The 12,086-nt window shown below is 69.0% G+C and carries 13 protein-coding genes, 3 tRNA genes and 1 pseudogene; 14 read left to right on the top strand and 3 right to left on the bottom strand.

Going from position 1 to position 12,086, the window contains the following annotated elements:
• Positions 1-301: 301 nt before the first annotated feature.
• The 8 genes from OG611_RS03925 (at position 302) to OG611_RS03890 (ending at position 5,203) form a co-directional block, all read left to right on the top strand.
• Positions 302-374, top strand: a tRNA-Thr gene (locus tag OG611_RS03925).
• Between the two features lie 45 nt (positions 375-419).
• A tRNA-Met gene (locus OG611_RS03920) sits at positions 420-492 on the top strand.
• A gap of 89 nt (positions 493-581) precedes the next feature.
• Positions 582-746, top strand: coding sequence for a 50S ribosomal protein L33 (rpmG, locus tag OG611_RS03915; protein WP_003956487.1), 165 nt, complete (start codon positions 582-584; stop codon positions 744-746).
• A gap of 103 nt (positions 747-849) precedes the next feature.
• A complete protein-coding gene (locus OG611_RS03910) occupies positions 850-1,302 on the top strand; it encodes a MaoC family dehydratase N-terminal domain-containing protein (protein WP_266415539.1) in 453 nt (150 codons plus the stop codon).
• Entirely contained in the window at positions 1,302-1,730 is a 429-nt protein-coding gene (locus OG611_RS03905) for a MaoC family dehydratase (protein WP_266415537.1), read from the top strand. Before OG611_RS03910 ends, OG611_RS03905 begins: the two co-directional genes overlap by 1 nt.
• Positions 1,731-1,859: 129 nt before the next feature.
• The gene (locus OG611_RS03900; RefSeq protein ID WP_266415535.1) at positions 1,860-2,408 is read left to right on the top strand and encodes a TetR/AcrR family transcriptional regulator; all 549 of its coding nucleotides are present in this window, start codon (positions 1,860-1,862) and stop codon (positions 2,406-2,408) included.
• A gap of 74 nt (positions 2,409-2,482) precedes the next feature.
• Complete coding sequence (locus OG611_RS03895) at positions 2,483-3,913, top strand: MFS transporter (RefSeq protein ID WP_266415533.1); 1,431 nt, start codon at positions 2,483-2,485, stop codon at positions 3,911-3,913.
• A gap of 234 nt (positions 3,914-4,147) precedes the next feature.
• Positions 4,148-5,203, top strand: a complete 1,056-nt coding sequence (locus OG611_RS03890) for a UDP-N-acetylmuramate dehydrogenase (protein WP_266415531.1) — start codon at positions 4,148-4,150, stop codon at positions 5,201-5,203.
• Positions 5,204-5,240: 37 nt separating this feature from the next.
• Here OG611_RS03890 and OG611_RS03885 read toward each other — a convergent pair whose 3' ends face one another.
• Complete coding sequence (locus OG611_RS03885; RefSeq protein ID WP_266415530.1) at positions 5,241-5,876, bottom strand: NAD(P)-dependent oxidoreductase; 636 nt, start codon at positions 5,874-5,876, stop codon at positions 5,241-5,243.
• A gap of 87 nt (positions 5,877-5,963) precedes the next feature.
• On the opposite strand from OG611_RS03885, the gene OG611_RS03880 reads away from it, so the two are divergent.
• Positions 5,964-6,569 (top strand): TetR/AcrR family transcriptional regulator, encoded by a 606-nt coding sequence (locus OG611_RS03880; RefSeq protein ID WP_266415529.1) that lies wholly within the window; start codon positions 5,964-5,966, stop codon positions 6,567-6,569.
• A 29-nt stretch (positions 6,570-6,598) separates the two neighbouring features.
• On the opposite strand, the pseudogene OG611_RS03875 reads toward OG611_RS03880, so the two are convergent.
• Positions 6,599-7,612 (bottom strand): annotated as a pseudogene (locus tag OG611_RS03875) (adenosine deaminase); the annotation flags it as partial.
• A 121-nt stretch (positions 7,613-7,733) separates the two neighbouring features.
• Positions 7,734-8,960, bottom strand: coding sequence for a pyridoxal phosphate-dependent aminotransferase (locus OG611_RS03870; RefSeq protein ID WP_266415527.1), 1,227 nt, complete (start codon positions 8,958-8,960; stop codon positions 7,734-7,736).
• Between the two features lie 225 nt (positions 8,961-9,185).
• On the opposite strand from OG611_RS03870, the gene OG611_RS03865 reads away from it, so the two are divergent.
• The 5 genes from OG611_RS03865 (at position 9,186) to rplA (ending at position 12,050) form a co-directional block, all read left to right on the top strand.
• A tRNA-Trp gene (locus OG611_RS03865) sits at positions 9,186-9,258 on the top strand.
• 106 nt (positions 9,259-9,364) lie between these two features.
• Positions 9,365-9,652, top strand: a complete 288-nt coding sequence (gene secE, locus OG611_RS03860) for a preprotein translocase subunit SecE (RefSeq protein ID WP_093540775.1) — start codon at positions 9,365-9,367, stop codon at positions 9,650-9,652.
• A gap of 73 nt (positions 9,653-9,725) precedes the next feature.
• Positions 9,726-10,634, top strand: coding sequence for a transcription termination/antitermination protein NusG (gene nusG, locus OG611_RS03855; RefSeq protein WP_266415524.1), 909 nt, complete (start codon positions 9,726-9,728; stop codon positions 10,632-10,634).
• Positions 10,635-10,810: 176 nt separating this feature from the next.
• Positions 10,811-11,245: a 50S ribosomal protein L11 gene (gene rplK / locus OG611_RS03850; RefSeq protein WP_006126872.1), complete on the top strand. Its 435-nt coding sequence runs from the start codon at positions 10,811-10,813 to the stop codon at positions 11,243-11,245.
• Between the two features lie 82 nt (positions 11,246-11,327).
• Entirely contained in the window at positions 11,328-12,050 is a 723-nt protein-coding gene (rplA, locus tag OG611_RS03845; protein WP_266415520.1) for a 50S ribosomal protein L1, read from the top strand.
• Positions 12,051-12,086 lie beyond the last annotated feature (36 nt).

Here is a 12,086-nt window from a genome sequence, read left to right as displayed (position 1 = left end):
GCGCTCCTGGGAAATGGGGGCAAGATCACGCAGAGTGAATCGAGCCTAGGGGCGTGTTCGGCCGGGTTCGAGGAGGAGAGAAATAGTCGTACCGGTGTGGCCCCGGGGATGCGTGGGGCGCGGGTGCACGGTTGCGGCGGAGGGTGCCTCGCGGGGAGGCCGAGGCGCTGCTCAGGCGGCCGGTGGACGGTCTTCAGGGCTGTCGATCACGGGATCGGCGGGGTGTCGATCAAGGCCGCCGGATGGGCCTTCGAAACGGATTTGGGCGATCGGCGACAGCCGTGTAATGTCTTCATCGCTCGCCCCAATAGCTCAGTCGGTAGAGCGTCTCCATGGTAAGGAGAAGGTCTGCGGTTCGATTCCGCATTGGGGCTCTGGTGATCGGGAAACCCCGCTTCGGTGGGGGGACTCGTCATCAAAGCGGTGTAGCTCAGTCGGTAGAGCAAGCGGCTCATAATCGCTGTGTCACCGGTTCAAGTCCGGTCACCGCTACTTACGGTAGCCGATTGTGGGGTCGGTCCTTCGATCGGCTACTCTTTTTTGCGTTCATCCGTCCATCCGTCCGTCCAAGGAGCACTCACGTGGCTGCCACCGACGTCCGCCCGAAGATCACGCTGGCCTGCGTGGAGTGCAAGGAGCGGAACTACATCACCAAGAAGAACCGGCGTAACAACCCGGACCGTCTTGAGATGAAGAAGCACTGCCCGCGCTGCAACTCGCACACTGCGCACCGCGAAACGCGCTGAAACAGGCTCGTACACGAGGCCGTCCCCATTGGGGGCGGCCTCGTGTCGTTGTATGAAGGCTGTTCTTCGGCCTGTTCATCTTTCATCAGGAGGTAGCGAGCTCATGGCGCTCGACCAGTCCTTCGTGGGGCGGACCTATCCGCCCACCCCGCCGTACGAGGTCGGCCGGGAGAAGATCCGCGAGTTCGCCGAGGCGGTGGGCGACGCGAATCCGGTGTACGTCGACCCCGAGGCCGCCAAGGCGTTCGGCCACAGCGATGTGATCGCCCCGCCGACCTTCGTGTTCTCGATCACCTTCAAGGCCGCCGGGCAGGTGGTGCAGGATCCGCAGCTGGGTCTGGACTACAGCCGGGTGGTGCACGGTGACCAGAAGTTCGCCTATGTGCGCCCCGTCCGGGCGGGGGACCGGCTGACGGTCACCTCGACCATCGAGGGCATCAAGTCCTTGGCGGGCAACGACATCCTGGACATCCGTGGCGAGGTCCACGACGAGTCCGGTGAGCATGTGGTGACCGCGTGGACGAAGCTGGTGGCGCGCGCCGCCGAGGAGGCGTGATGACGGCGAAGGTCGCATACGAGTCGGTCGAGGTCGGTACGGAGCTGTCGGCGCAGTCCTTCCCGGTGACCCGGGCGACGCTGGTGCAGTACGCGGGCGCTTCCGGCGACTTCAACCCGATCCACTGGAACGAGAAGTTTGCCCGCGAGGTCGGACTGCCGGATGTGATCGCGCACGGCATGTTCACCATGGCCGAGGCGATCCGGGTGGTCACGGACTGGGTCGGCGACCCGGGTGCGGTCGTCGAGTACGGGGTGCGGTTCACCAAGCCGGTCGTCGTGCCGAACGACGACGACGGCGCCCTGATCGAGGTCGGCGCCAAGGTCGCCGCCCTGCTGGACGACAAGCAGGTGCGGGTGGATCTGACGGCCATGAGCGAGGGCAAGAAGGTGCTGGGCATGTCCCGCGCGGTGGTGCGGCTCGGCTGAGGCCGCGCCGCGCGACGCACGTAACGCGACGCAAGCAAGGGCACGGTCCACGAGGCCGTGCCCTTGCTCGTGGGGGCGGACCGGTTGACTCGGTTAGTGATTGAGCACTAACTTTCTCGCATGGCAAGGATGAGTGCAGAAGAGCGGCGTGAGAGCGTCATCCGAGCGGCGATCATCGAGTTCGCCCGCGGTGGGTACAGCGCCACCTCCACCGAGGTGATCGCCAAGCGCGTCGGTGTCTCGCAGCCGTACCTCTTCCGTCTTTTCCCCAACAAGCAGGCCATGTTCCTCGCGGCCGTCGAGCGGTGCTTCGCGGACACCCGCAAGGTCTTCGCCGAGGCCGCGGAGGGGCTCAAGGGTGATGCGGCGGTGACGGCGATGGCCGCCGCGTACCAGCGGCTCATCGTCGACGACCCCGAAAAGCTCCAGATGCAGATGCAGACGTACGCGGCCGTGGCGAGTGCCAGGGCCGCGGGGGATCACGAGTTCGGAGAGACGGTGCGCGCCGCCTGGGCCGAGATGTGGGGCGACGTCCACCTCGCTCTCGGCGCCGACGTCGAGGAGACGACGACGTTCTTCGCGTACGGAATGCTCATCAACACACTGGCCTCGCTCGGCTTCCCGGCCGAGCACCGGGTCTGGTCGGGGTTCTACGACGCGGCCAGGCCGATCGCCTGAACAGTGCGACCGGGTTCCGCCCGGTTTTCTGCCCAGAGAAGTTAGTCATTGATAACTAACCCCCAGGGGGAGCAGTGAACCAGCACACAGCAGGCCGCTCGGGAGCAGTCTGGGCCCTTGTCATCACCAGCGTCGCCGGATTCATGGCGGCCCTCGACAACCTCGTGGTCACCACCGCCCTGCCCTCCATCCGCAAGAGCCTCGGCGGCGAGCTCGCCGAGCTGGAATGGACGGTGAACGCCTACACCCTCACCTTCGCCGTCCTGCTGATGCTCGGGGCGGCCCTCGGCGACAGGTTCGGCCGCCGCCGGCTCTTCCTCGCCGGGCTCACCGTCTTCACCGGCGCCTCCGCCGCGGCCGCCCTCTCGCCGGGGATCAACGAACTGATCGCCTTCCGGGCGGTCCAGGGCGTGGGCGCCGCGATCATGATGCCGCTGACGCTCACCCTGCTCACGGCCGCCGTGCCGCCCGCCCGCCGCGGCGCCGCGCTCGGCATCTTCAGCGCGGTCACCGGACTGGCCGTGGCCAGCGGGCCCCTGATCGGCGGCAGCCTCACCGAGCACCTGTCCTGGCAGTGGATCTTCTGGCTGAACGTCCCGGTGGGTCTGGCCCTGCTGCCGCTGGCACGGCTGCGCCTGACGGAGTCGTACGCGCCGGACGCACGGCTCGACATCCCCGGCACGCTCCTGGTCAGCGGCGGACTGTTCGGCATCGTCTACGGCCTGGTCAACGCCAACTCCGACGGCTGGACCAGCCCCACCGTCCTCGGCGCGCTGATCGTGGGTGGGGCGCTCATAGCCGGCTTCATCCACCACGGGTTCCGCGCGAAGAGCCCCATGCTGCCCATGCGGCTCTTCCGTGACCGCGCGTTCTTCGGGATCAACATGGCGAGCATGCTGATGTTCCTGGGCATGTTCGGTTCGATCTTCCTGCTCAGCCAGTACTTCCAGGGCGTGCTGGGCTACTCGCCCACCGAGGCCGGCCTGCGGATGCTGCCCTGGACCGGAATGCCGATGCTGGTCGCGCCCGTTGCGGGGATGCTCTCCGACCGGTTCGGCGGCCGTCCGGTGGTCGTGGCCGGACTCGTTCTCCAGGCGGTCGGCCTCGCGTTCTTCGCGGCGATCATCGCGCCCGACGCCTCGTACGTCTCGCAGCTGCCCGGCCTGATCGTCGGCGGGGTCGGCATGGCCCTGTACTTCGCACCCGCGGCCAGTCTCGTGATGTCCAGCGTCCGCCCCGAGGAGCAGGGCATCGCCTCCGGCGCCAACAACGCCCTGCGCGAGGTCGGCGGAACCCTCGGGGTCGCCGTGCTCGCCACGGTCTTCTCCTCACAGGGCGGTTACGAGTCCGCCCGGTCCTTCACGGACGGGACTGTTCCGGCGGTGTGGATCGGTGCCTCGGCGGTGGCTCTGGCCGCCCTCGCCGCCCTGCTGATCCCGGGCCGCCGCGGCACCTCGGCCCCGGAGTCCGCGGTGGTCGAGAAGCGTGCCGCCGTCGCCGCCTGAGAGCCTGTCGGGTGACCTCGGATCGGATAGCGGACGCGGTCTGGTGCGTGCGCTTCCAAGGCGGAGGAGGGAGTCGACGCGGAGCGTTGGCGACCGACGACAACGCGGGAAGCGTGCGTGCCAGGGCGTGGCCGCCCGGTCGGAGGTCACCCGACAGGCTCTGAGCCGTGCTTCCGCGCGCACGGTCCGTGGCCCCGCCCGAGCGGCGGGGGCACGGACCGTACCCTTGTCCCCGTGCAGGAACTCCATGACGCCCCTCTCGCCCCCCTGACCACCTTCCGGCTGGGCGGCCCCGCCGCCCGCCTCCTCACGGCGACGACCGACGCCGAGGTGATCGAAGCCGTGCGCGAGGCCGACGGGAGCGGTACCCCGCTGCTCGTCATCGGCGGCGGCAGCAATCTGGTCATCGGCGACAAGGGCTTCGAAGGCACCGCCCTGCGCATCGCGACCAAGGGCTTCGCGCTGAACGGCACGACACTGGAACTCGCCGCCGGTGAGATCTGGACGGACGCCGTGGCCCGCACCGTCGAAGCCGGTCTCGCGGGCATCGAGTGCCTGGCCGGAATCCCGGGCTCCGCCGGTGCGACCCCGATCCAGAACGTCGGCGCGTACGGCCAGGAGGTCTCCTCCACCATCACGGAGGTCGTCGCCTACGACCGGTACACCCGGGAAACGGTCACCGTCCCGAACGCCGACTGCGCGTTCTCGTACCGGCACAGCCGCTTCAAGGCCGAACCCGACCGTTTCGTGGTGCTGCGTGTCCGCTTCGAGCTGGAGGACGCGGGCGGCCTGTCCGCGCCGCTGCGGTACGCCGAGACGGCCCGCGCCATGGGCGTCGAACAGGGCGAGCGCGTGCCCGCGGCGGCGGCCCGGGAAACGGTGCTCGGGCTCCGCGCCGGCAAGGGCATGGTGCTGGACCCGGAGGACCACGACTCCTGGTCGGCGGGCTCCTTCTTCACCAACCCGATCCTGGAGGAGGCGGAGTACGAGGCGTTCCTCGCCCGCGCCAAGGACCGGCTCGGCCCCGAGGTGACGCCCCCCGCCTTCCCCGCGGACGGGGGACGCATCAAGACCTCGGCGGCCTGGCTCATCGACAAGGCCGGATTCACCAAGGGATACGGCACCGGGCCGGCCCGAATCTCCACCAAGCACACCCTCGCCCTCACCAACCGCGGTGAGGCGACCACCGAGGACCTCCTCGCGCTCGCCCGCGAGGTCGTCTCCGGAGTCCGCGAGGCATTCGGCGTCACGCTCGTCAACGAACCCGTGACGGTCGGCGTGAGCCTCTAAGGTTTCCCGCGGCTAGGGTTGCTCGCGGCCGCGCCGCTCAGTACGCCACGCCCACGCCCTGCTTCACCGACGCCGGATCGTCGACCAGCGCCAGCATCGCGTGCGCCACATCGGCGCGCGAGATGGTCCGGCCGCTGCGCGGAGTGCTGCCGACGGCCGTGCGGTACTTCCCCGTCAGCGGTCCGTTGGTGAGCTTCGGCGGCCGTACGGACGTCCAGTCCGTCGCACTCCGGGCCAGCGCGGCCTCCATCCGCGTGAGGTCCGCGTAGACCTCCTTGAGGATCGCCCCGACCACCTTGCGGACCAGCCGGTCCAGCAGCGGGTCGTCGGCCGGCCGGGGGCCGACCGGGGCCGCGCTGACCACCAGCAGCCGCCGCGCCCCCTCGGCCTCCATCGCCGCCAGGACCACCCCGGTGAGCCGCTCGGCGACCCCGTCCGCCTTCCGGTCGCGCGAGCCGAGCGCGGAGAGCACCGCGTCCCGGCCCGCGACCGCCTCGCGCAGCGCCCCCGGCTCGTCCATGCGCGCGGCCGTGTGGACCTGTACGTCGGAAAGCAGGACGGGCAGCCGCGCCGGGTCGCGGACCACCGCCGTCACCTCGTGGCCCGCCTCCACCGCCTGGCGGACGATCTCCTGACCGACGCCGCCCGTCGCGCCGAACACCGTGATCCTCATTGCGCACCCTCCCAGGGTGGGTAAGTACTCACTCACCCATAGAGTGAGTGGATACTCACCAACTCGTCAAGCTTCGCTGGAGTGCACATGGAGCAGAAGCCGGCCCGCGTCCGCATCATCGACGCCGCCCACCAGCTGATGCTCACCATCGGCCTGGCCCGCGCCACCACCAAGGAGATCGCCAGAGCCGCGGGCTGCTCCGAGGCCGCGCTCTACAAGCACTTCGCGAGCAAGGAAGAGCTGTTCGTGTCCGTGCTCAAGGAACGGCTGCCCAGGCTCAACCCGCTGCTGAAACGGCTCATCGCCTCCCCGGGATCGGGGGAGCGCACCGTCGAGCAGAACCTCACCGAGATCGCCCGCCAGGCCGCACTCTTCTACGAGCAGAGCTTCCCGATCGCCGCCTCGCTGTACGCCGAGCCCAGGCTCAAGGAACGCCACAACGAGGCAATGAGAGAACTCGGCACCGGCCCGCACACGCCCATCCGCGGCCTGGACGCCTACCTCCGCTCCGAGCAGGCGGCCGGCCGGGTGCGGGCCGACGCGGACACCTACGCGGCCGCCTCGCTGCTGCTGGGGGCCTGCGTGCAGCGGGCGTTCGCCTACGAGGCCACGGCGGGCGGTGCGCCGCCGCAGTCCCTCGACGCGTTCGCCGCGTCCCTGGCGAGCACGCTGATGCGGGGCGTCGGGGTCTGACCCCCGGGGCCGGACCGGTCCTGTCCCGCGGGCTTCGCCAGCCAGTCGTCGACGCCCGCCAGGAGCTCCGCCCGTACCGGGGCGGGCGCGGCGGAGCCCCGTACCGACTGGCGGGCCAGCTCCGCGAGCTCCTCGTCCGTGAACGCGTGATGGCGTCGCACGAGGTCGTACTGCGCGGCCAGCCGGGAACCGAAGAGCAGCGGATCGTCCGCGCCCAGCGCCATCGGCACCCCGGCGTCGAACAGTTTGCGCAGGGGTACGTCGGCGGGCTTCTCGTAGACGCCCAGCGCCACGTTCGACGCCGGGCAGACCTCGCAGGTCACTCCGCGCTCCGCCAGCCTGCGCAGCAGCCGCGGGTCCTCGGCGGCCCGTACGCCGTGCCCGATCCGGGCCGCGTCGAGATCGTCCAGGCAGTCCCGCACACTGGCGGGGCCGGACAGCTCACCGCCGTGCGGCGCCGCCAGCAGACCGCCCTCGCGGGCGATGGCGAAGGCCCGGTCGAAGTCCCGGGCCATCCCGCGGCGCTCGTCGTTGGAGAGCCCGAACCCGACCACGCCCCGGTCCGCGTACCGCACCGCGAGCCGGGCGAGGGTGCGGGCGTCCAGCGGATGCTTCATCCGGTTGGCCGCGATCACCACCCGGATCGGCAGACCCGTCTCGCGCGTCGCGCTGTCCACCGCGTCCAGGATGATCTCGATCGCCGGGATCAGCCCGCCGAGCAGCGGGGCGTACGAGGTGGGGTCGACCTGGATCTCCAGCCAGCCGGAGCCGTCCGCGACGTCCTCCTGGGCCGCCTCGCGCACCAGCCGCTGAATGTCCTCGGGGGACCTGAGGCAGGACCGGGCGATGTCGTAGAGCCGCTGGAAGCGGAACCACCCGCGCTCGTCCGTGGCCCGCAGTTTCGGCGGCTCGCCGCCGGTCAGGGCATCCGGAAGATGCACGCCGTACTTGTCGGCGAGTTCGAGCAGGGTCGTCGGCCGCATCGACCCGGTGAAATGCAGGTGCAGGTGGGCCTTGGGCAACAGCCGTACATCACGCTCCATCCCAAGATCCTGCCGCACGCGTGGGGTCGAGCGGTAGCCGCTTTCCCCATCGAGTTGACGCCCGAACAGAGAAGCGACCCCCGGCCGGAGCCGGGGGTCGCCACCGAATGTGCGGGACGCGCTACGCCTTGGCCTCGGCCAGCAGCTTCTGGAGCCGCGAGACGCCCTCGACGAGGTCGTCGTCGCCCAGGGCGTACGAGAGCCGCAGGTAGCCCGGCGTACCGAAGGCCTCGCCCGGTACGACCGCGACCTCGGCCTCGTCCAGGATCAGCGCCGCCAGCTCCACCGAGGTGGCCGGACGCTTTCCGCGGATCTCCTTGCCGAGCAGCTCCTTCACCGAGGGGTACGCGTAGAACGCGCCCTCGGGCTCCGGGCACAGCACCCCGTCGATCTCGTTGAGCATCCGGACGATGGTCTGCCGGCGCCGGTCGAAGGCGGTACGCATCTCGGCGACCGCGTCCAGGTCCCCGGAGACGGCGGCCAGCGCGGCGACCTGGGCCACGTTGGAGACATTGGACGTGGCGTGCGACTGGAGGTTGGTCGCGGCCTTGACGACGTCCTTGGGGCCGACGATCCAGCCCACCCGCCAGCCGGTCATCGCGTAGGTCTTGGCGACACCGTTGACCACGATGCACTTGTCGCGCAGCTCGGGCACGATCGCGGGCAGCGAGGTGAACTTCGCGTCGCCGTAGACCAGGTGCTCGTAGATCTCGTCGGTCAGCACCCACAGGCCGTGCTCGACGGCCCAGCGGCCGATCGCCTCGGCGTCGGCCTCGCTGTACACGGCGCCGGTGGGGTTCGACGGCGAGACGAACAGGACGACCTTCGTGCGCTCGGTGCGCGCCGCCTCCAGCTGCTCGACGGAGACCCGGTAGCCGGTGGTCTCGTCGGCCACGACCTCCACCGGGACGCCGCCGGCCAGCCGGATCGACTCGGGGTAGGTGGTCCAGTACGGAGCGGGGACGATGACCTCGTCGCCCGGGTCGAGGATCGCGGCGAACGCCTCGTAGATGGCCTGCTTGCCACCGTTGGTCACCAGGATCTGCGAGGTGTCGACCTCGTAGCCGGAGTCGCGCAGCGTCTTCTCGGCGATGGCGGCCTTGAGCTCCGGGAGCCCTCCTGCCGGGGTGTAGCGGTGGTACTTCGGGTTGCGACAGGCCTCGACCGCGGCGTCGACGATGTAGCCGGGGGTCGGGAAGTCGGGCTCACCGGCACCGAAGCCGATCACCGGACGGCCGGCGGCCTTGAGAGCCTTGGCCTTGGCGTCGACGGCGAGGGTGGCGGATTCGGAGATCGCACCGATGCGGGCGGAGACCCGGCGCTCGGAGGGGGAAGTTGCAGCGCTCATGGCCCCCATGGTCCCAGACCGTGATCCCTGTCGGCACAGGGGTTTCAGGGACCGGACACCACTCGGACAGCATGCGGACAAGATGCGACCAGGAGCGGTCGGGAGCTATCTGTTCGACGCCGGGCCGCTGAACACGTACACTCACCTGTCGTTGGCCTTCACCAGCCGCACCGTTTCCGCATCGGAACCATCCGGGGAGATGCGGTAGGTTGGTGGAAACCACAAAGGGTCGTAGCTCAATTGGTAGAGCACTGGTCTCCAAAACCAGCGGTTGGGGGTTCAAGTCCCTCCGGCCCTGCTACACACTCCTTCGCCAGGATGTGTGCGCATGTACGTACTTCAATGCACCGCCGTGCGGCTCCACCGGGCGCGGCACGGCCATGACCCGGAATCAGGTGAGAAGCGTGACGGACGCCGTGGGCTCCATCGACATGCCTGATGCCGAGGATGAAGTACCCGAGTCGAAGAAGAAGACCCGGAAGGGCGGCAAGCGCGGAAAGAAGGGCCCTCTGGGCCGTCTCGCGCTGTTCTACCGCCAGATCGTCGCCGAGTTGCGCAAGGTCGTCTGGCCGACTCGCAGTCAGCTGACGACTTACACCACAGTGGTGATTGTCTTCGTCGTCGTCATGATCGGTCTGGTTACCGTGATTGACTTCGGATTCCAGCGGGTCATCAAGTACGTCTTCGGCTGATCCCGCGGAGGGCGCCTCATGGGCGCCCCTTTCGCATGTTCCACCCATTTGTATCCAGGAAGAAGCAGCCACCGTGTCTGACCCGAACCTGAACGACGCCGTCGAGCCGACGGCGGGCGCCTTCGAGTCCGCCGAGGACGAGCTCGACATCGTCGAGGCGGCGGACGCCGAGGAGCCGGACCAGGCCGAAGCTGCCGACGCCGCCGCGGGTGAGCCCGCCGAGCAGGCCGCCCTGCACGTCGAGGACGAGGAAGAGGCCGCGGAGGCCGAGGCCGACTCCGAGAGCGACGAGGACGACGAGGAAGAGGAAGAGGCCGAGGCCGACTCCGAGAGCGACGAGGAAGAGGCCGAGCCGGCCGCCCCCGTCGACGCCGTCACGGCCCTGCGCGACGAGCTGCGCGGCCTTCCCGGCGAGTGGTACGTCATCCACACGTACGCCGGTTACGAGAAGCGCGTGAAGGCCAACCTGGAGCAGCGCGCCGTCTCGCTCAACGTCGAGGACTTCATCTACCAGGCCGAAGTGCCCGAGGAAGAGATCGTCCAGATCAAGAACGGCGAGCGCAAGAACGTCCGCCAGAACAAGCTCCCGGGCTACGTCCTGGTGCGCATGGACCTGACGAACGAGTCCTGGGGCGTCGTCCGCAACACCCCCGGCGTCACCGGCTTCGTGGGCAACGCCTACGACCCGTACCCGCTGACCCTGGACGAGATCGTCAAGATGCTCGCCCCGGAGGCCGAGGAGAAGGCCGCCCGCGAGGCCGCCGAGGCCGAGGGCAAGCCGGCTCCGGCCCGCAAGGTCGAGGTCCAGGTGCTCGACTTCGAGGTGGGCGACTCGGTCACCGTCACCGACGGCCCGTTCGCGACGCTGCAGGCGACGATCAACGAGATCAACGCCGACTCGAAGAAGGTCAAGGGTCTCGTCGAGATCTTCGGCCGCGAGACCCCGGTCGAGCTCAGCTTCGACCAGATCCAGAAGAACTAGCGGCTCCCCGCCAGTTTCTGGACACATGCCTACCGAGCAGGTCAGACCGGCTGTGAAGCCCGTCTGACCTGCTCGGTTTTTGGTCGCGCAGCTATACCCGTTATCGTTGTGCGGTATGCCTCCATCCGGATGATCGGACGGCGGCGAAACACTCTCACTAGGACCCGGAGAGAGCAATGCCTCCCAAGAAGAAGAAGGTCACGGGGCTTATCAAGCTCCAGATCAACGCTGGTGCGGCCAACCCGGCCCCGCCGGTCGGCCCCGCGCTCGGCCAGCACGGCGTCAACATCATGGAATTCTGCAAGGCCTACAACGCCGCGACCGAGTCGCAGCGTGGCATGGTCGTGCCGGTGGAGATCACGGTCTACGAAGACCGTTCCTTCACCTTCGTCACCAAGACTCCGCCGGCCGCGAAGCTGATCCTCAAGGCCGCGGGCGTGGAGAAGGGCTCCGGCGAGCCGCACAAGACCAAGGTCGCCAAGCTGACGGCTGCCCAGGTCCGTGAGATCGCCACGACGAAGCTCCCCGACCTGAACGCCAACGACCTCGACGCCGCGTCGAAGATCATCGCTGGCACCGCCCGTTCCATGGGCATCACGGTCGAAGGCTGATTCAGCCCCTCAGATCCTCAGTGGTAGGGCCAAGCGCTGGCCCGCACCACGACTCCACACCCTGAAACCAACAGGAGTAGAAGTGAAGCGCAGCAAGAACCTCCGCGCTGCGGACGCCAAGGTCGACCGGTCGCGCAACTACGCGCCGCTCGAGGCCGTCCGTCTCGCCAAGGACACCGCCTCCACCAAGTTCGACGGCACCGTCGAGGTCGCGTTCTGCCTGGGTGTCGACCCGCGCAAGGCCGACCAGATGGTCCGTGGCACCGTGAACCTCCCGCACGGCACCGGCAAGACCGCCCGGGTCCTGGTCTTCGCGACCGGTGACCGTGCTGCGGCCGCGGAAGCCGCGGGCGCCGACATCGTCGGCGCCGACGAGCTCATCGACGAGGTGGCGAAGGGCCGTCTGGACTTCGACGCCGTCGTCGCGACCCCGGACCTCATGGGCAAGGTCGGCCGCCTCGGCCGGGTGCTCGGTCCGCGTGGTCTGATGCCGAACCCGAAGACCGGCACCGTCACCCCCGATGTCGTGAAGGCTGTCAACGACATCAAGGGCGGCAAGATCGAGTTCCGCGTCGACAAGCACTCGAACCTGCACTTCATCATCGGCAAGACCTCGTTCGACGAGACCAAGCTGGTGGAGAACTACGCAGCGGCGCTGGAGGAGATCCTCCGTCTGAAGCCGTCCGCCGCCAAGGGCCGCTACATCAAGAAGGCCACCCTGGCCACCACGATGGGCCCCGGCATTCCGCTGGACGCCAACCGCACCCGTAACCTCCTCGTCGAGGAGGACCCGGCCGCCGTCTGAGCCCTCGCGCTCGGCAGCAAGCCGCGTCACGTGTGA

Origin of the sequence: Streptomyces sp. NBC_01363 (assembly GCF_026340595.1) — a bacterium.
GTDB lineage: Bacteria > Actinomycetota > Actinomycetes > Streptomycetales > Streptomycetaceae > Streptomyces.
The sequence above is the reverse complement of the archived record's forward strand: the minus strand, read 5'-3'. Positions and strand labels throughout refer to the sequence as shown.

Excerpts from the sequence above, each read along its gene's own strand:
- OG611_RS03905 (WP_266415537.1), top strand. The coding sequence starts at position 1,302 with ATGACGGCGAAGGTCGCATACGAGTCGGTCGAGGTCGGTACGGAGCTG.
- OG611_RS03900 (WP_266415535.1), top strand. The coding sequence starts at position 1,860 with ATGAGTGCAGAAGAGCGGCGTGAGAGCGTCATCCGAGCGGCGATCATC.
- rplK (WP_006126872.1), top strand. The coding sequence starts at position 10,811 with ATGCCTCCCAAGAAGAAGAAGGTCACGGGGCTTATCAAGCTCCAGATC.
- OG611_RS03910 (WP_266415539.1), top strand. The coding sequence starts at position 850 with ATGGCGCTCGACCAGTCCTTCGTGGGGCGGACCTATCCGCCCACCCCG.
- OG611_RS03885 (WP_266415530.1), bottom strand. The coding sequence starts at position 5,876 with ATGAGGATCACGGTGTTCGGCGCGACGGGCGGCGTCGGTCAGGAGATC.
- OG611_RS03870 (WP_266415527.1), bottom strand. The coding sequence starts at position 8,960 with ATGAGCGCTGCAACTTCCCCCTCCGAGCGCCGGGTCTCCGCCCGCATC.
- OG611_RS03880 (WP_266415529.1), top strand. The coding sequence starts at position 5,964 with ATGGAGCAGAAGCCGGCCCGCGTCCGCATCATCGACGCCGCCCACCAG.